At 36.8% G+C, this 17,924-nt stretch carries 17 protein-coding genes and 4 tRNA genes; all 21 read right to left on the bottom strand.

All coding sequences use genetic code 11. The annotated features are described in order from the left end of the window. Positions 1-51 precede the first annotated feature (51 nt). Positions 52-1,227 carry a S1C family serine protease gene (locus ABH961_RS21650; protein ID WP_098075873.1) on the bottom strand — a complete coding sequence of 392 codons (1,176 nt, stop codon included), beginning with the start codon at positions 1,225-1,227 and terminating at the stop codon, positions 52-54. A 63-nt stretch (positions 1,228-1,290) separates the two neighbouring features. Next, positions 1,291-2,085 carry an MBL fold metallo-hydrolase gene (locus ABH961_RS21655; RefSeq protein WP_000522836.1) on the bottom strand — a complete coding sequence of 265 codons (795 nt, stop codon included), beginning with the start codon at positions 2,083-2,085 and terminating at the stop codon, positions 1,291-1,293. Further along, positions 2,069-2,911, bottom strand: coding sequence for a two-component system regulatory protein YycI (locus tag ABH961_RS21660; RefSeq protein ID WP_048542843.1), 843 nt, complete (start codon positions 2,909-2,911; stop codon positions 2,069-2,071). The genes ABH961_RS21655 and ABH961_RS21660 overlap by 17 nt, the downstream gene beginning before the upstream one ends. Beyond that, positions 2,892-4,208: a YycH family regulatory protein gene (locus ABH961_RS21665; RefSeq protein WP_048542844.1), complete on the bottom strand. Its 1,317-nt coding sequence runs from the start codon at positions 4,206-4,208 to the stop codon at positions 2,892-2,894. The genes ABH961_RS21660 and ABH961_RS21665 overlap by 20 nt, the downstream gene beginning before the upstream one ends. Continuing rightward, positions 4,205-6,046 carry a cell wall metabolism sensor histidine kinase WalK gene (walK, locus tag ABH961_RS21670; RefSeq protein ID WP_048542845.1) on the bottom strand — a complete coding sequence of 614 codons (1,842 nt, stop codon included), beginning with the start codon at positions 6,044-6,046 and terminating at the stop codon, positions 4,205-4,207. Before walK ends, ABH961_RS21665 begins: the two co-directional genes overlap by 4 nt. A gap of 3 nt (positions 6,047-6,049) precedes the next feature. Continuing rightward, positions 6,050-6,757, bottom strand: a complete 708-nt coding sequence (gene walR, locus ABH961_RS21675) for a cell wall metabolism DNA-binding response regulator WalR (protein WP_000971866.1) — start codon at positions 6,755-6,757, stop codon at positions 6,050-6,052. A gap of 430 nt (positions 6,758-7,187) precedes the next feature. Further along, positions 7,188-7,260, bottom strand: a tRNA-Phe gene (locus ABH961_RS21680). Between the two features lie 41 nt (positions 7,261-7,301). Further along, positions 7,302-7,377 (bottom strand) — tRNA-Asp (locus tag ABH961_RS21685). A gap of 22 nt (positions 7,378-7,399) precedes the next feature. Next, positions 7,400-7,471 (bottom strand) — tRNA-Glu (locus tag ABH961_RS21690). Between the two features lie 13 nt (positions 7,472-7,484). Beyond that, a tRNA-Lys gene (locus ABH961_RS21695) sits at positions 7,485-7,560 on the bottom strand. A 141-nt stretch (positions 7,561-7,701) separates the two neighbouring features. Continuing rightward, positions 7,702-8,991 carry an adenylosuccinate synthase gene (locus tag ABH961_RS21700; protein WP_000100228.1) on the bottom strand — a complete coding sequence of 430 codons (1,290 nt, stop codon included), beginning with the start codon at positions 8,989-8,991 and terminating at the stop codon, positions 7,702-7,704. Between the two features lie 215 nt (positions 8,992-9,206). Next, positions 9,207-10,568, bottom strand: coding sequence for a replicative DNA helicase (gene dnaB, locus ABH961_RS21705; protein WP_001286242.1), 1,362 nt, complete (start codon positions 10,566-10,568; stop codon positions 9,207-9,209). Positions 10,569-10,595: 27 nt separating this feature from the next. Next, positions 10,596-11,042, bottom strand: a complete 447-nt coding sequence (gene rplI / locus ABH961_RS21710) for a 50S ribosomal protein L9 (RefSeq protein WP_000864225.1) — start codon at positions 11,040-11,042, stop codon at positions 10,596-10,598. After that, the gene (locus tag ABH961_RS21715) at positions 11,039-13,012 is read right to left on the bottom strand and encodes a DHH family phosphoesterase (RefSeq protein WP_001113891.1); all 1,974 of its coding nucleotides are present in this window, start codon (positions 13,010-13,012) and stop codon (positions 11,039-11,041) included. The genes rplI and ABH961_RS21715 overlap by 4 nt, the downstream gene beginning before the upstream one ends. A gap of 78 nt (positions 13,013-13,090) precedes the next feature. After that, entirely contained in the window at positions 13,091-14,026 is a 936-nt protein-coding gene (locus ABH961_RS21720; RefSeq protein ID WP_141519939.1) for a YybS family protein, read from the bottom strand. An 80-nt stretch (positions 14,027-14,106) separates the two neighbouring features. Then, on the bottom strand, positions 14,107-14,340 hold the full coding sequence (gene rpsR / locus ABH961_RS21725) for a 30S ribosomal protein S18 (RefSeq protein ID WP_000918874.1): 234 nt from the start codon (positions 14,338-14,340) through the stop codon (positions 14,107-14,109). Between the two features lie 44 nt (positions 14,341-14,384). Next, the gene (ssb, locus tag ABH961_RS21730) at positions 14,385-14,915 is read right to left on the bottom strand and encodes a single-stranded DNA-binding protein (protein ID WP_002108911.1); all 531 of its coding nucleotides are present in this window, start codon (positions 14,913-14,915) and stop codon (positions 14,385-14,387) included. Between the two features lie 26 nt (positions 14,916-14,941). Continuing rightward, positions 14,942-15,232 (bottom strand): 30S ribosomal protein S6, encoded by a 291-nt coding sequence (rpsF, locus tag ABH961_RS21735; RefSeq protein ID WP_001233781.1) that lies wholly within the window; start codon positions 15,230-15,232, stop codon positions 14,942-14,944. Positions 15,233-15,423: 191 nt separating this feature from the next. After that, positions 15,424-16,524, bottom strand: coding sequence for a redox-regulated ATPase YchF (gene ychF / locus ABH961_RS21740; protein WP_000524660.1), 1,101 nt, complete (start codon positions 16,522-16,524; stop codon positions 15,424-15,426). 115 nt (positions 16,525-16,639) lie between these two features. Further along, entirely contained in the window at positions 16,640-16,837 is a 198-nt protein-coding gene (locus tag ABH961_RS21745) for a DUF951 domain-containing protein (RefSeq protein ID WP_000436051.1), read from the bottom strand. A gap of 20 nt (positions 16,838-16,857) precedes the next feature. Continuing rightward, complete coding sequence (locus tag ABH961_RS21750) at positions 16,858-17,715, bottom strand: mechanosensitive ion channel family protein (RefSeq protein WP_000362298.1); 858 nt, start codon at positions 17,713-17,715, stop codon at positions 16,858-16,860. Between the last annotated feature and the right edge of the window lie 209 nt (positions 17,716-17,924).

Genomic DNA, 17,924 nt, shown 5'->3' on the forward strand with positions numbered 1-17,924 from the left:
TCTTCACCTCACTTTTCTACAATAGAAAACAGGAGGTAGGCCCTCCTGTTTTTAATACTTTTGAATGCCTAGTTTAACCGTTGTTGTTGCTCGTTTTGTACCACGATAAAACGTAAGAGTCATTTTATCATTAATTTTTTTATCATATAAGGCCGTACGGAATCCAATAATATCGCGAACCGGTTTTCCATCTACTGCTACAATCACATCGTGTTCTCGTAAACCAGCATCTACACCTGGCGAAGGACTTTTCACATCTAAAATGCAAACTCCCTCTGTTACATTGCCTGGTAAATGCAATGTTTTTGACCAATGGTAATTTGGAATCTCATTTAACGATCTAAGTTCAATTCCAACATACGGTCTCCTTACTTTTCCGTACTTCTCTAATTCATTCATAATTGGAACAGCTCTAGTAACTGGAATAGCTAGTCCAATTCCTTCTACTTCTTTTGCTGCAATTTTCATTGAGTTAATGCCAATTAATTGACCTGCCGCATTTACAAGCGCACCACCACTATTACCTGGATTAATTGCTGCGTCTGTTTGCAATACTTCTACTTGCCAATCGTAATGTCCATCTTGATCCAAATCTACAGGAACAATACGTTCCTTAGCTGAAATAATGCCTTGTGTAACGGTTCCTGAAAATTGCAGCCCGAGTGGGTTTCCAATCGCAATGACCGGTTCTCCTCTACGAACAGTATTAGAATCGCCAATCTCAATTATTTTTTTCACATGCTTTGCATCTATTTCTAGTACAGCCAAATCTGTGACTACATCCGTTCCTAATACTTTTCCAGGAACCTTCTTACCATCACTTAAACTTACTTCAATACGATTCGCTCCAGCAACAACATGATTATTCGTTACAATATAAGCTTGGCCATCTGCTTTTTTATAAATTACACCCGATCCTGTACCAGCTTCTGAATCTGCCTCTGAAAAATTATCTCGTTGAATATTAATAACGCCAACAACAGCTTCAGACGCACGATCAACAGCATCAACAAAGCTAATCTGTTTAATTCCTTGAGCTTCGGCCATATTACTTCCACTTGCTTCAGCTTGCGGAAGCGCGCCCGCATCATTCGCAAATAAAGGAGCTCCAAATGCAAATAACGAAGCTCCTACAATTGTTCCTGCTATGCTAGAAATAACAATACCTTTATGCTTCTTTTTTCTTGCACGTTTCATACGATAATTTTCTTCATCAATAAAGGACATATTTGTTCACCCATCTTCCTGAAAACAACTATATTCACCTTTATTGTTTACTAAAATGCAGAATTATACGTATTGAATTTTTGTAGGCATTTTCGGATCTGTATCATGAATTTCGAAGGCTTCTCCCACTCCAAATCCTTTTTCCTCTAATACTTGTGATACTGACATACGTGCTAGTTCTTTCATGTTATTATCTAAACTTAAATGGGCTAAATAAATATGTTTTGTCTCATCTGTAATTACATCCGCCATCGCTAATGCAGCGTCCTCATTACAAACGTGACCCACATCACTTAAAATACGTCGCTTAATACTCCATGGATAACGTCCCATACGAAGCATTTCCACGTCATGATTACTTTCAAACACGAAAGCATTAGCACCCTTAATAACACCTTTCATACGATCACTCACGTATCCCGTATCTGTAATAAGGGCTAACTTTCTATTATTGTTATGAAAGGCATAGAACATCGGCTCTGCCGCATCATGAGAAACCCCAAATGACTCGACCTCAATATCACCGAATGTTTTCACATCCCCAACTGAGAAAATAAACTTTTGCTCAGTTGGGATATTTCCTATTAAATGTTCCATTGCATTCCATGTTTTCTCATTTGCATAAACAGGTAAATCATATTTACGTGCCAATACACCTAACCCTTTAATATGGTCACTATGTTCATGTGTTACAAGAATACCTGATACATCATTTATATTTAGTTCTGCCTGTTTAAATAAAGCCTCTGTTGCTTTACCACTTAAACCTGCATCGACGAGTAATTTTTTTTCATCTGTTCCTACATATAGCATATTCCCTGTACTTCCACTTGCAAGTACGCTAAAATGCAACCCCATTCTTTCTCACTCCAGTATGTTCATCAACCACTTGATTTTCCCTTTCCCCTAATTCCATAACTTGTCCTTCGATTGCATTTACAAAGAAGTCCTGCTTCTGCTCCGTTTTTAAATTCCATGTTGGAGCGAGTACTTGGTTATTAGAAGTAGATGCGGTAAGGGTGGCATAACCAATTTGTGCTTCTTTTACATGTGTATTCCCATGAACTTTATTTTTTAAATACAGATTTTCTAAAGCTGTTTGAGCAGTAATAATTTCTTGCTGTTTCGTTTTTTCACTTTCGCCCATTTCTTTTAAATCAGTTAGCATCGTCTGCGTGTACGACACGAGTTCATTTTTTTCATTTAATTCCACAACAATCATTGCCTGATCGTTATAGAAAATAGGCTTATCTTTATATTTTTGGAAGAAGTAAATTTTAGAGTCTTTCATCGCCCCAAACTCATACTTTTGTCCATCCAATACATAGTTCTTCAAAAAATCACTATACTTATCTTTGGATAATGATTTTGTATTTAAAAAGGGCTCTTTTAGCTTACTTTCTATCCTGTACATATTTTGTATATGCGCCATTTGATTCTTTAAAGACTGTACATCTTCTTCTTTAAACGCCTTGTTTTCCGCCCTAATAAATGATTCTTTTTTCGGTTCTTTAGGGAAATTACCCATAGTAATTTTGTTTGCTTTTAATTCTTGATCTATCTTTGTTTCTGCAATAAGCTCCAATTGATTACTATCTTGCTTTTGAATGAATTGAAAAATGAGAAAGAGGTCCAAAACAAAAAAGGTCACAATAAATATGGTTTTAATCCGATCCCAATCCATTTAGTCCTCCCTCACTCCACTCATATATTTTTTGTTTACCCGCTTCATCTTCAACAAACTTTACATACCAAATTGGCTGTAGTCGAGCTACTTGCCCATCTAGTGATAATTTGTATCCAATACCAATGTCTTTAATGAATCTTTTATCTACCGCGGCATTATTTTCTAAAGATGCTATTACAACGTGACCTGATGGAAGAGTAACCTTCTGTTCTATACCTTTCGTATTTAAAGACAACAACGGTCTTTCATACTCCATTACTTCTTCTGATCCCCATACTTGTCTCAATTCAGCTAATCCATCTGTATTGAATACGGAATATCCATCTTCATGTAAACGGAATACCGTCTGTCCTTTATTCATATAATCCAAACGATATGAATCCAAACTCCCACTGTGACCATTTACAAAATCAAAGCTTTTTTGTAAAAGCATTAAATTATCTGTCGTTTTCTCACTTGAAACAGAAGAATTTTTATACTTTAGCATATGATGATCGTTTTCAATCTCCATGGACCTAATACCATCCGTAAATGTTTCTTTCGATTTCTCGGTAATAGGGCTTAAATAACGTGGGTCACTAAAAAGAGCATTCTTAAATGTATCAACCGCTAAATTAGATGAAATATATGTTATATTACTTAATTCTGTCGTTCCATCTGGTAAAAATAGCTTTTTCATATCATTAATTTGATAGTCAAAATAAGGTTTTGCCGATACTATAAATTGATTTTGTGCATTTACAATATCTTTTAAATACACACCACTTAATTTTGCTTCATATATTCTAGAGTTATCACCATCAGAAACAAAATTAATTTTAATTTCTTGATCCCTACTTCTAGAAGGGTCAAGAATAATTCGATTAAAATGTTTAGGCTTATCTATACTTTTTTCTTTCATATTAAACATAGATTTAACTGCATCAAATGGGATGTTGGTAGGAAAAACAAGCTCCATTTTCCCTTCACCATGCACATAAGAAAGGAAATCAGCCTTAGCAATCGATATCTCTTTGAAACCATGTAATTCCCCTGCTTCCAAAGGTTTATAGATTGATTCTATATCTACCTCTCTTTTGCTCCCATAATGATTTTTATCTTTATGCACGATGATAGAAGTAGGGCGGACAACATCAGCGATTTTAGTTTGAGTAATTCCTTCATTCCCCTGCACAAATTTTGCGTTTTGCATAGACGTGGAATCTGGCACATACGTCCATAAGTTAAAAGTAAGAAATAGGCTAATTACAACTAAATTAATTAAAACTATCGTTTTAACATTTTCCATACTCATTCCCAATCGTCCTCTTCATCTGCTGCCATTGGCAATGTGAAGTAAATAGTTGTCCCTTTTCCTTCCTCACTCTTCGCCCAAATCGAGCCACCATGTGCCTCAATCATTTCTTTTGCAATTGCTAATCCAAGTCCTGTACCACCCATTTGTCTTGAACGTGCTTTATCTACGCGGTAAAAACGTTCAAAGATTTTATCGACGTTTTCTTTGGGAATACCCATTCCTTGGTCACTTACACTAACCTCTAATAATTCCCCACGATCACGTAAGCGATATGTTACTGTTCCACCTTCTGGTGAATACTTTAATGCATTCGAAATAATGTTATACAAAACTTGCGTAATTTTATCCGTATCCATATCAATAAATCGGGATTTCTTAGAAAAAGATCGTTTGAAACTTACGTTTTGCTCTTTAGACATTTCAAAACGATCAATAATGTTATTAAAGAAGTCAGTAAAGTCGACCCATTCTTTCATTAAACGATGTTCTGTACTATCGAGTTTAGAAAGTTGCAATAACGCATTTACAAGTCTAATCATTCTTTCTGTTTCTTCTTGTGTAACTGTTAAAAATTGTGGTGCAATATTCGGATCTTGCCACGCTCCGTCCGTAAGTGCCTCTAAGTAACTGCGCATCGTTGTTAATGGCGTCCTTAATTCATGGGAAACGTTTGCCACAAACTCACGGCGTTCCCTTTCTATACGCTCCTGCTCAGTTACATCATATAATACGGCAATTAAACCATTTGCTTTCCCTGTCTCTTTTTGAATAACAGAGAAACTAGCACGTAAAATATATGGCTCATTTCTCGTACTAAAATCTAATAAAACGGAATCAGGCTCTTCGTATAAATGATCGAGCGTAAATTCTTCTTGTATCCCTAATACTTCTAAAACAGATTGATCGAGCGCCGTTTCACGCGAAACATTTAGCATCTTTTCCGCAGGATCATTTAATAAAATAATGTCTCCTTTTCGGTCAGTAGCAATTACTCCATCTGTCATATGTGATAAAACAGATGATAATTTACGTCTTTCACTTTCCGTTGAAGAACGAGCTTGTTGTAATTTTTTTGATAAATTATTGAAAGATAATGCTAATTGTCCTATTTCATCATGGCTATGCACTTTTACTTTTCTTGAATAGTTTCCTTTTGCCATTTCAATCGCTTGTCTTCGCATATCTGAGATTGGTCTCGTAATCGTTTGAGCTAACAAAATTCCAAGTACAGCTGTTACGAGTAATGCAATAACGGTTCCAGTCGCAAAAATTTGATTAATATCCTTCATCTGTTTATAAACATCTTCCATAGATGCAACAATGTAAATAACACCAAGTGCATCCTTGCCGTTATCATCTAGAATAGGAGTAAGCATAACTTGTACACGATGGCCTGTACGACCATCCTTCTCAATTTTCACTTCTGGCTTTTTTTGTACCAATACCCGTTGAACAGCTATATCAGTTGATGTTCTATTTACCTTGTTTTGCTTTGACTCATCTGAAATAGCGAGTAACTTTCTATGCGAATCAAATACACTTACCTCTTGGATATCTTTCTTTCGATCAGAGGCAAATTTTCGAATTGAAGTTTTAATCGTTTCATCTGTTGATTCTGTTTCTGCCTTTGTATAACTTTTTTTAAACTCTTGTTTCAAGTTATATGATAATAAGTTCGTTTGCTGCGTTAAAGAATCTCTAAAGCCTTGTACAAGACTCTTTTCTAACTCTCTTACAAAATATACCCCAATAACTTGCATAGCTATTAATATTAATAGCATATATATGAGTACAAATTTTAAATGAATAGATTGAAAAAAACCAACTTTCTTCATATACTATTCCTGCTCTGGGTCACGCAAGTAATATCCTACTCCACGTCTAGTTACAATTAAAGTAGGATGACTTGGATTATCTTCAATTTTTTCACGTAAACGACGCACTGTTACATCCACTGTACGTACATCTCCAAAATAGTCATAACCCCAAACTGTTTGCAATAAATGCTCACGAGTCATAACTTGTCCTAAATGTTTGGCTAAATAATGTAGTAGCTCAAATTCACGATGTGTAAGTTCAATATTTTCCTCACGTTTCGTTACACTATACGCATTTGAATTGATAACGATTGGTCCAATAACCATTTCCGTATTTTCTTCTTTTTCTGCAGCACCACCTTGTTGATGGCGACGTAAATTCGCCTTCACACGAGCAAGTAATTCCCTCGTACTAAATGGCTTCGTTACATAATCATCTGCTCCAAGCTCAAGCCCTAATACTTTATCAATTTCAGAGTCCTTTGCTGTAAGCATAATAATCGGCATTTCTGAGCTTTTACGTATTTCACGGCAAACCTCTAAGCCATCCTTACCTGGTAGCATAATATCTAATAAAACCATATCTGGCTGCTCTTCATTCGCTTTTTCAATCGCTTCATCACCATCATGCGCCATTACAATTTCAAAACCTTCTTTTTCTAGGTTGAACTTCAAAATATCCGCAATCGGCTTTTCATCATCAACTACTAAAATTTTCTTTCCCATCATCGTCTATTTCCTCCTTATAAAGTGAAACTTTAATCGCTGGGGTTCTTCATCCCATACCGACTATTAGTTGAACCAATCGGGCATTTACGGGCCGTTAATCCCACACTTAACTTCTTTACCTTCGCTGAATTTTTGGGTGGGGTCTTACCGCCCGGCAAATAGCGGGTAAAAATATGGTCAATATCCCTAAACACATTGATGTCTACATAGTATGTCCCTATATGACCGCATCTTTTGCTTAAGTACTTTCTCCTCTATTCTCACAGACTCATGTATGATCCACTTTTACACGGAATCCTATACGATCTATAGAAAAACCTCTAGCTTCAACTGCTAGAGGCTTCTCATTCTATTTTAAAATAACTACTCACTTTTGTAAAATTACACAAATAAAAAGGATATTAAGTGGGCCCACTTAATATCCTGAGAGTGGCTCGGGACGGAATCGAACCGCCGACACGAGGATTTTCAGTCCTCTGCTCTACCGACTGAGCTACCGAGCCAAAACTATATATAAAACCACTAATGGTGGTATAAACAAAAGTGGCGGTCCCGACCGGGGTCGAACCGGCGATCTCCTGCGTGACAGGCAGGCATGTTAACCACTACACCACGGGACCAAAAATGAACATAAAAAAAACATGACCCGTACGGGATTCGAACCCGTGTTACCGCCGTGAAAGGGCGGTGTCTTAACCACTTGACCAACGGGCCACGAAAAATAAAATGGTGAGCCATGAAGGATTCGAACCTTCGACCCTCTGATTAAAAGTCAGATGCTCTACCAACTGAGCTAATGGCTCATACTCACCAACGTCATATTTTCGTGACGACAAGATGTATCATAACATGTTTTCTTTGTTTTGTGCAATACCTTTTTTTATTTTTTTATAAAAGATAAGAAAAAACTCATGCGGACATGAGTTTTTTCTCAAAAATATCAATTAAGCTTCGTATACGTTACGAACAATATTTGTTTGGTTACGATCTGGTCCAACTGAGAACATAGATAATTGAATTCCTGTTAACTCAGAAACACGTTCTACGTATTTTCGTGCATTTTCAGGAAGCTCGTCTAATGATTTTACACCAGTAATATCTTCTGTCCAACCTGGAAGCTCTTCGTATACAGGCTCACATTTCGCTAAAATGTTTAAGTTTGCTGGAACTTCATCTATCACTTCGCCATTGTATTTGTAAGCAACGCAAATTTTAAGAGTCGGAATACCTGTTAGAACGTCGATAGAATTTAATGATAAATCTGTTAAACCACTAACACGACGTGCATGTCTTACAACAACGCTATCGAACCAACCTACGCGGCGCGGACGACCAGTTGTCGTTCCATACTCACGACCAACTTCACGAATTTGATGACCAATTTCATCATGAAGCTCAGTAGGGAAAGGACCATCACCTACGCGGCTTGTATATGCTTTACACACACCTACAACGCGAGTAACTTTCGCAGGACCAACTCCAGTTCCAACTGTTACACCACCAGCAATCGGGTTAGAAGATGTAACGAACGGGTACGTACCGTGGTCGATATCAAGCATAACACCTTGTGCACCTTCAAATAATACACGGTGATTGTTATCTAGTGCATCATTTAATACAACAGACGTATCACATACATATTGCGCGATTTGTTGTCCGTACTCGAAGTACTCTTCGAAGATTTCTTCTACACTGAAACCTTCTGTATCGTACATTTTTTCAAATAAACGATTTTTTTCTACTAAATTGCGCTCAAGCTTTTCTTTAAATGCTTCACGGTCTAAAAGATCAGCCATACGAATACCAATACGAGCAGCTTTATCCATATATGCAGGACCGATACCTTTTTTCGTTGTACCGATTTTGTTATCACCTTTACTTGCTTCTTCTAATTCATCTTGTTTTAAGTGATAAGGTAAAATAACGTGCGCACGGTTACTTACACGTAAATTATCAGTACTTACACCACGATCGTGTAAGTATTTTAACTCTTCAAGTAATGCTTTCGGATCTACTACTAAGCCATTTCCGATTACACAAATTTTCTCTTTATAGAAAATACCAGATGGAATTAAGTGTAATTTATATTTAACTCCGCCGAAAACAATTGTATGTCCCGCGTTATTTCCACCTTGATATCTTGCAACTACTTCCGCATGCTCAGAAAGAAAATCAGTGATTTTACCTTTTCCTTCGTCGCCCCATTGTGTTCCTACAACTACTACTGAAGACATTATTAAAGCACCTCCGCGATTTTCAAACGATCTATTCAAACAATATAATTGTACCAAAACCGAAAAAGAAGTCAACCAAAAAGCGAACATTTTTTTATTAAAAAACATTTTCGTTCGTAAGAATTATATTTTCACACTATGAAAGCCTTATCTTTCCTATAAAAAAAAAGAAACACATCTTATTATAAGAAATGCATTTCTTTTTTATACTATCTTTATGCAGGCGGCGCATGTCCATCCTCAAAGCGACGTTCTAAGTTAACGAACTTATTGAACTCTTTAACGAATGCGAGCTCTACTGAGCCTACGGGACCGTTACGCTGCTTTGCAATAATAATTTCAATCGTATTTTTATTTTCCGTTTCTCGGTCATAGTAATCTTCACGATATAAGAAGGCTACAATATCAGCATCCTGCTCGATACTTCCCGATTCACGAATATCAGACATCATCGGACGTTTATCTTGACGAGATTCTACACCACGAGATAACTGCGACAAGGCAATAACAGGCACTTGCAATTCACGCGCAATCCCTTTTAATGTACGAGAAATCTCAGATACTTCCTGCTGACGGTTTTCTCCTGATTTCCCGCTTCCTTGAATAAGCTGTAAATAGTCAATTAAAACCATCCCTAGACCTTGTTCTTGCTTTAATCTACGGCATTTCGCTCGAATCTCATTTACTTTAATCCCTGGTGTATCATCAATATAGATACCAGCATTAGAAAGGCTCCCCATCGCCATTGTTAATTTTGCCCAATCATCAGAAGTTAATGAACCGGTACGCAGTCTTTGCGCATCAATATTTCCTTCTGCACAAAGCATACGCATAACAAGCTGATCAGAGCCCATCTCTAGACTAAAAATCGCTACATTTTCATCAGTTTTCGTCGCTACGTTTTGTGCGATATTTAATGAAAATGCGGTTTTCCCTACTGATGGACGTGCCGCTACGATGATTAAATCATTTCGCTGGAAACCTGCGGTCATCTTATCTAATTCTGTAAATCCAGTTGGTATCCCAGTAACTTCACCTTTTTGATTATGCAAAAGTTCAATTTTATCGTAAGCATCTACAAGAACATCTTTAATGTTTTGGAATGCTTTTGCATTCGTTTGGTGAGATACTTCTAATATTTTTTTCTCAGCCTCATTTAAAAGACCATCCACGTCATCTTCTCTCTCATACCCATCAGACACGATATGAGTCGCTGTTCGAATCAAACGACGTAATAGCGCCTTTTCAGCGATGATTCGTGCATAATATTCTACGTTAGCAGCGGTTGGAACAACTTCTGCTAATTCTGCTAAGTAAGAAACCCCACCAACTTCTTCTAATAATCCTTGATCAGCCATTGCTGACGTCATTATTACTAAGTCAATCGGCTCTCCTTTATCAGATAACCCAAGCATGACTTCAAAAATCTTTTGATGTTTCGTTCGATAAAATGAGTCAGGTACCAATAATTCCGATGCTGACGTTAACGCATCTTGATCAATTAATATGGCCCCTAAAACCGCCTGCTCAGCCTCTATATTATGCGGAGGGGTACGATCAGCCATTACATCACTCATACGCAATCCTCCTTGCTTAACTTATTTTTATTGTTCACTAACATGAACTTTTACTGTTGCTGTTACTTGCGGATGCAACTTCACAGTAACGTTTGTATAGCCTAATGCACGAATTGCATCATCCATTTCAAATTTACGTTTATCAAGTTTAATTTTATGTGATTTTTGCATCGCATCTACGATTTGTTTACTTGTGATTGAACCGAATAGACGGCCACCTTCTCCAGATTTCGCCTTTACTTCTACAGTTAGTTTCTCTAACGTTTCTTTCAACTCTTTTGCATTTTCAACCTCTGCTGCTGCATCTTTTTCTTCTTTTCGCTTTTGAGCTTCTAAAGTTTTCATACTACTATTTGTCGCTTCAGCAGCTAATCCTTGTTTTAGTAAGAAGTTATTTGCATAGCCATCTGGTACGTTTTTTATTTCTCCTTTTTTCCCTTTACCTTTTACGTCTTTTAGAAAAATTACTTTCATGATTGTGTGCCTCCCTGTAAATAGTCATCAATAACAAATCGAAGCTTCTCCTCAGCTTCATCTACTGTAACATTTTTCATTTGTGTGGCTGCATTCGTTAAATGCCCACCACCGCCTAAATTTTCCATAATTAGCTGCACGTTCACTTCACCTAAAGACCTGCCGCTAATTCCAATGAAATTCTCGCCACGTTTTGCAATAACAAATGACGCAATAATTCCTGTCATTGTTAATAATGTGTCGGCTGATTGCGCAATAAGCACTTGATCGTAGTAATCATCACTATCAACTTTTGCAATCGCAATTCCATTTGTATAAATGTACGCATTTTTAATAGCTTTTGCAACCCGTAAATACTGATCCATATCTTCTTTTAAAAGCTCTTGTACAAGTACAGTATCTGCACCATGTGAGCGTAAATAAGAAGCGGCATCAAACGTACGAGCACCCGTTCGGAATGTAAAGCTTTTCGTATCAACAATAATACCTGCTAACAGTGCCGTTGCTTCTAACATTGTCATTTTTAAATTTTTCGGTTGGTACTCAAGTAATTCTGTAACAAGTTCTGCCGTGGAAGAAGCGTATGGCTCCATGTAAACAAGCAATGGATCTTCAATAAAATCTTCTCCCCGGCGATGATGGTCAATAACAACTACATTTTCAATTTTATGTAACAGCTTTTCTTCCATCACCATTGAAGGTTTATGCGTATCAACAACAACAAGTAATGAATCATCATTTGCAAATTCCATCGCTTGTCCTGGGGTAATAAAGTGAGACCATAACTCTTCGTTTTGTTTCACTTTATCCATTAAACGCTTAATTCCCTTATCAGAATCATTTTCATCTAACACAATATATCCTTTGCGCTCATTTAATTGCGCTACCTTTAAAATACCAATCGCAGCACCAATTGCGTCCATATCAGGAGCCCTATGCCCCATTATAATGACATTACTACTTTCTAATACTAAATCCTTTAATGCATGCGAAATAACTCTGGCACGTACACGAGTACGTTTTTCAACTGGATTCGTCTTACCACCATAAAACTTAACTTTACCTGTCGCTTGTTTAATAGCTACTTGATCTCCACCACGGCCAAGCGCAAGGTCTAAACCGGACTGAGCCATTGCCCCAAGCTCTGATAAAGGTAAATCACCTGATCCAACACCTACACTTAAGGTGAGTGGTATATTCCTTTTGGATGTTTCTTCACGCACCTGATCTAAAATGCTAAATTTCCCTTTCTCCATCTGTGCTAAAATACTCTCATTTAGTACAACGAAGAATCTTTCTGAAGATGCACGTTTTAAATATGCCCCATACTTAACGGCCCATTCATTTAGTCGTGATGTTACAAGACTTGTGATATTCGTACGTAATTGATCATCTAACCCCTGTGTAACTTCATCATAATTATCTAAATAAATGACAGCCAAAACAGTGCGTTGATCCTCGTACATCTTTTCAATCTCTGTTTGTTCCGTTACATCAAAGAAATAAATTAACTTTTCTTCTTTCCTTACAAAAACGCGAAACTTTCGGTTATTTAAAGAGACTATATCGTCGGAAGTTTCTCCCTTAATAAAAAGAAGCAACGTTTCTGATACATCATAAAGGTGCCATCCAGCTAACGCATGCTGTCCTAGACATGAAGATAAATAAGGATTCGCCCAATCAATCCCATAATCCTTATTGTATAACAAAATACCAATCGGCATTTGGTTAAATGCTTCATTACTCACTTTCTTTACTCTTGTAATCATATCTGTCGTATACTTCTCGAAATTCCTTTGAAAGGTCAGTTCAAAGCGTATAACAACAAAAAGTACAATGCAAAAAATAAAAAAGGTGGATATCCCCATAATTAAATGAAAATAACAGAGGATGGCAATGAGCACAAACACGAAAAATGCCAATACATAAACAGGATATAAAAACCACTGTTTCTTATAAAATTCAGGCATGTATACAACTCCTATAAAGTAAAACTAACTCACCTTTCAGTTAGTTAAACAGATTAAAATAGTATAAGGAATATTACTTTATCCTCCTATTTTAGAACGCAATGAAATCCCTAAATCAATTATACCTAAGATTGTCACAAGAGGAAACAACATCGGTATAAACATGCAGACAATAAAACTAATAATAGGAATCCCTTTCGTAAAACCTTTGCTATGCGCTAGAAAAGCGATAAATGTCAGACCTTGTAGTACTAGTAGTAAGGCAAATATGACATATAGGTTAGAAAATACCATATGTAAATATGATGTCGGTTCTACTTTTATAAAAGTTGATAGCAAAATAAATATAACGTAATACCAAACAATACTCTTTGGTAATTGTATATCTTTAAATTTAGGCCAAGGTATAACGTCATGCTTTAGTGTTCTCAAAACACTACCTGATATCATAACTGTAATCCAAGAAAAACATACCGAGACCATTACAAGCAAACTTGGGAATAACGTTTGTAACACATCATTAAATTGTGCAAATAATTCTTTTTGCTCCTTACTAATAGGCATACCAGCAGCAGTGACTATCTTTTCACTTTGCGCCATACTTTCATTAAGCATATTTTGCATTTGCTTCATTAAATCTATGTTAAAAAACTTTATACTTGCAACATAAATGAGCATAATACCAATTAAGTACGCAAGCGTCCCCGCCATCAAAATTTCTACCGGTTTTTTTTGTTTTTTATACATATATCCTAAAACGATACCTATCAATCCAAACATAGTTGTCTTTACTAGGTTCATCGGTTGACTGACAATAACAGTAATAAAAAGTGCCGCCGTAAAAATTACAAAGGCGTTAGATAATCTATATCTTATCGTTAGCAATATAAACGGCAATGGCAACGCAAACTTTACAACTGTACCTAAAATTGGAACATACATAGATATAAGCAATAACATTGCATATATAGCCAGCAACGCTGCACCCTCAGTAATAAATTTCGTATTCTTCATCATCTAACCTCTCTTTCAAAAAAGAAAAGCATAGCAAAATGCACAGTAGAGTCCGACTCTACTGTGCATTTCATACGCTATTATTCACCAACATATGGTAAAAGTGCCATTTGACGAGCACGTTTAATTGCAACTGTAAGTTTGCGTTGGTATTTTGCGCTTGTTCCTGTTACACGACGAGGTAAAATTTTACCACGCTCAGAAACGAAACGTTTTAATAAATCAACATCTTTATAGTCAATGCGAGTGATGCCGTTAGATGTGAAGAAACACACCTTACGACGTTTCGCACGTCCACCTTTGCGTCCTGCCATGTCTATTCCCTCCATTCTTTGTTAAAACTAACTAATTTACTGTATTAGAACGGTAAATCGTCGTCGGAAATGTCGATCGGTTGACCTACATTTGAAAATGGATCGTCATTCTTCGTAAATCCAGAGTTCCCTTGGTTACCTTGGTTACCTTGGTTACCTGAATTACTAGATTGACCAAATGGGTTAGAGCTTTGGTTACCGAAACCAGCTCCTGATGGTTGCTGATTAAATGAACCACGTTGCTCCCCACCGCCATTACGCGGCTCTAAAAATTGTACGCTTTCCGCAAGAACTTCTGTTACATATACACGTTTACCATCTTGTCCATCGTAATTACGAGTTTGAAGACGTCCATCTACGCCTGCTAAGCTACCTTTTTTCAAATAATTTGCTACGTTTTCTGCTTGTTTACGCCATATTACACAATTAATAAAGTCAGCTTCACGCTCACCTTGTTGATTCGCAAATGCGCGATTCACAGCTAACGTAAAAGTAGCTACCGCAACACCATTGGGCGTGTAACGTAAGTCAGGGTCCTTAGTTAAACGACCAACGAGGATAACACGATTCATCAATCGAACCACTCTCCCTTATATATCAATTATTTTTCTTCTTCTTTAACAACGATATGACGAAGGATGTCTTCGTTGATCTTAGCTAAACGGTCGAATTCGTTAATCGCTTCTGCGTTAGAGTTCACGTTTAAGATCATGTAGAAACCTTCACGTAAGTCGTTGATTTCGTAAGCTAAACGACGCTTACCCCACTCTTTCGTGTTAATGATTTCTGCACCATTGTTTGTTAAAACACCTGCGAAACGTTCAACTAAAGCTTTTTGAGCTTCTTCTTCAACGCCAGGACGAATGATGTACATAATTTCGTACTTTCTCATTACACTTTCACCTCCTTTTGGTCTAAACGGCCCATAATGGGCAAGGAGCAATTAATTTATAGTAATTACTCACGAGTTTAGATTATATCATAGTAAGTTAGATGAATCAACTCACCCATGCATAAAAAACTTGGCAAACACATAATATATTTGCCAAGCTCATATCTTTATTTTTCCTAGGAAATATTAAATTAAACGTTGAAACGGAAGTGCATAACGTCTCCATCTTTTACGATATACTCTTTTCCTTCTAAACGAACTTTACCAGCTTCTTTTGCAGCTGTCATAGAACCGTTTGTCATTAAGTCTTCGTAAGAAACTGTTTCCGCACGAATAAATCCACGCTCAAAGTCTGTATGAATTACGCCAGCACATTGTGGTGCTTTCATACCTTGTTTAAACGTCCATGCACGTACTTCTTGCACACCAGCTGTGAAGTAAGTAGCAAGTCCTAATAAATCATATGCAGCACGAATTAATTGATCTAAACCAGATTCTTCAATGCCTAGTTCTTCAAGGAATACTTTTTTCTCTTCCTCGTCTAGCTCAGCGATTTCTTCTTCGATTTTTGCACATACAACGATTACTTGAGCATTTTCATTTGCAGCAAATTCTTTTACCATTTGTACATATTTATTTTCAGAAGGATCCATAATATCATCTTCACTTACGTTTGCTACGTATAGCATTTCTTTCGTTGTAAGTAAATGAAGGCCTTTAACAATCTTCATTTGTTCTTCTGTAAATTCAACAGTACGAGCTGGTTTTCCCTCTTCAAAAGCTTCTTTTAAACGAACTAAAATTTCATGCTCATATACTGCTTCTTTATCTTTTTGTCTTGCTAACTTCGCAACACGCTCGATACGTTTATCAACAGATTCTAAATCCGCTAAGATTAGCTCTAAGTTGATTGTTTCAATATCATCGATTGGATCTACTTTCCCTGAAACGTGTGTAATATTTTCGTCTTCAAAACAACGAACAACTTGGCAAATTGCATCTACTTGGCGAATGTGAGATAAGAATTTATTTCCTAAACCTTCACCTTTACTAGCACCTTTTACGATACCTGCAATATCAGTAAACTCAAATACAGTCGGAACAGTTTTTTTCGGTTCTACTAATTCCGTTAATTTATTTAAACGCTCATCTGGTACTTCTACAATCCCTACGTTTGGATCAATTGTACAGAATGGATAGTTTGCAGATTCTGCTCCTGCTTGTGTAATTGCATTAAATAAAGTTGACTTCCCTACGTTAGGTAATCCAACAATCCCAGCCGTTAATCCCATATTTTTCACTCCTATGTCTCAATCTTTCATCATTATAGATAGTAACGAAAAAAATGACAAGTTTCCTCCAAACGAAAAAAAGTAACAGCTACCCATTGCAACTGTTACTTTCTCTCTATTCTTCGTGCTTCACAAGTATTTTTTTCACCTTACGATCAAATTCTCTTCGAGGAATCATTACTGAATGGTCACATCCCTCGCACTTAATGCGGATATCCATTCCCATACGAATAATTTTCCAGCGATTCTCACCACATGGGTGGGCTTTCTTCATTTCCACAACATCGTACAAGTTATACTGCTTTTGCTCCATTCTCCAAACCCCTCTCCATACTAAATTGCTTTTCCACTCACCAATTCTTCACGATTATATAAAACCATACGTGGATATGGAATTTCAATCCCATGTAAATCTAGACGATTTTTAATTTCTTTACGAAGTGCTCTCGCAACAACCGCATGTTGCATCGGCTCTACTTCCGCAATAACACGTAATATAACTTCTGACGCAGCCAATGTTTGCACACCTAATAACTGAGGCTTTGCTACCATTTGCGTATACTGTGCAGGTAATTCTTCCAATAACTCTTCAATGACTTGCTCCGCTTTCGCTATGTCAGCCTCATACGAAATGGATACATCAACAAATGCTACACTATTACTAACTGAATAGTTCGTAACTTGAATAATACTTCCATTTGGTAAAGTATGAATTTCGCCTGTCCAACTCTTTACTTTTGTTGTACGAAGTCCAATTTCTAGAACGACACCTTCAAACTGACCAATTTTTACATAGTCACCTACTGAAAATTGATCTTCTAGCAAAATAAATAACCCCGTAATAACATCTTTTACTAAACTTTGAGCACCAAATCCGACTGCTAAACCAATTACCCCGGCACCCGCTAATAAACCAGATGCATTAATATTAAACACACCCAAAATCGCAATTAACATAATGAACATAACAACGTATGCCACAATATTTTCAAGTAACTTCGCTACTGTAACTGTACGACGTTCTGAAATTTGAATTGGCGAACGACTTCCCATACGAAACGCATTTCGTACAATTGCACGCGCAACTCGCACAATAATTGCACCAAGTATTAAAATAACGACTATTTTTAGTGATTTCACACCTATATTCGTCCAATCAATGGACTCAAACCATTTCAACGCTAAATCCATGTACCTCTACCTCTCCAGCTAAAATTTCTTTTTAATCATCCTTCTTATTGTATCAGAAGTCACCCTGATTTCTGAAAAATTTTTATGACTTTAATTGCATTTGTTAACTTCTATGCAGGTATAAAATGGAACGAATATATATATACTAGTACTATTATTTCCGTTTTCACTCAAGTTTTACAGGAAGTACGCACTTATAGTTTTCCATT

Origin of the sequence: Bacillus sp. RC251 (genome assembly GCF_044908765.1) — a bacterium.
Classification (GTDB): domain Bacteria; phylum Bacillota; class Bacilli; order Bacillales; family Bacillaceae_G; genus Bacillus_A; species Bacillus_A wiedmannii.

What these genes read in the sequence shown, in the direction of transcription:
- ABH961_RS21650 (WP_098075873.1), bottom strand. Translation starts at nt 1,227, where the DNA reads ATGTCCTTTATTGATGAAGAAAATTATCGTATGAAACGTGCAAGAAAA.
- ABH961_RS21655 (WP_000522836.1), bottom strand. Translation starts at nt 2,085, where the DNA reads ATGGGGTTGCATTTTAGCGTACTTGCAAGTGGAAGTACAGGGAATATG.
- ABH961_RS21660 (WP_048542843.1), bottom strand. Translation starts at nt 2,911, where the DNA reads ATGGATTGGGATCGGATTAAAACCATATTTATTGTGACCTTTTTTGTT.
- ABH961_RS21665 (WP_048542844.1), bottom strand. Translation starts at nt 4,208, where the DNA reads ATGAGTATGGAAAATGTTAAAACGATAGTTTTAATTAATTTAGTTGTA.
- walK (WP_048542845.1), bottom strand. Translation starts at nt 6,046, where the DNA reads ATGAAGAAAGTTGGTTTTTTTCAATCTATTCATTTAAAATTTGTACTC.
- walR (WP_000971866.1), bottom strand. Translation starts at nt 6,757, where the DNA reads ATGATGGGAAAGAAAATTTTAGTAGTTGATGATGAAAAGCCGATTGCG.
- ABH961_RS21700 (WP_000100228.1), bottom strand. Translation starts at nt 8,991, where the DNA reads ATGTCTTCAGTAGTAGTTGTAGGAACACAATGGGGCGACGAAGGAAAA.
- dnaB (WP_001286242.1), bottom strand. Translation starts at nt 10,568, where the DNA reads ATGAGTGATGTAATGGCTGATCGTACCCCTCCGCATAATATAGAGGCT.
- rplI (WP_000864225.1), bottom strand. Translation starts at nt 11,042, where the DNA reads ATGAAAGTAATTTTTCTAAAAGACGTAAAAGGTAAAGGGAAAAAAGGA.
- ABH961_RS21715 (WP_001113891.1), bottom strand. Translation starts at nt 13,012, where the DNA reads ATGCCTGAATTTTATAAGAAACAGTGGTTTTTATATCCTGTTTATGTA.
- ABH961_RS21720 (WP_141519939.1), bottom strand. Translation starts at nt 14,026, where the DNA reads ATGAAGAATACGAAATTTATTACTGAGGGTGCAGCGTTGCTGGCTATA.
- rpsR (WP_000918874.1), bottom strand. Translation starts at nt 14,340, where the DNA reads ATGGCAGGACGCAAAGGTGGACGTGCGAAACGTCGTAAGGTGTGTTTC.
- rpsF (WP_001233781.1), bottom strand. Translation starts at nt 15,232, where the DNA reads ATGAGAAAGTACGAAATTATGTACATCATTCGTCCTGGCGTTGAAGAA.
- ychF (WP_000524660.1), bottom strand. Translation starts at nt 16,524, where the DNA reads ATGGGATTAACGGCTGGGATTGTTGGATTACCTAACGTAGGGAAGTCA.
- ABH961_RS21745 (WP_000436051.1), bottom strand. Translation starts at nt 16,837, where the DNA reads ATGGAGCAAAAGCAGTATAACTTGTACGATGTTGTGGAAATGAAGAAA.
- ABH961_RS21750 (WP_000362298.1), bottom strand. Translation starts at nt 17,715, where the DNA reads ATGGATTTAGCGTTGAAATGGTTTGAGTCCATTGATTGGACGAATATA.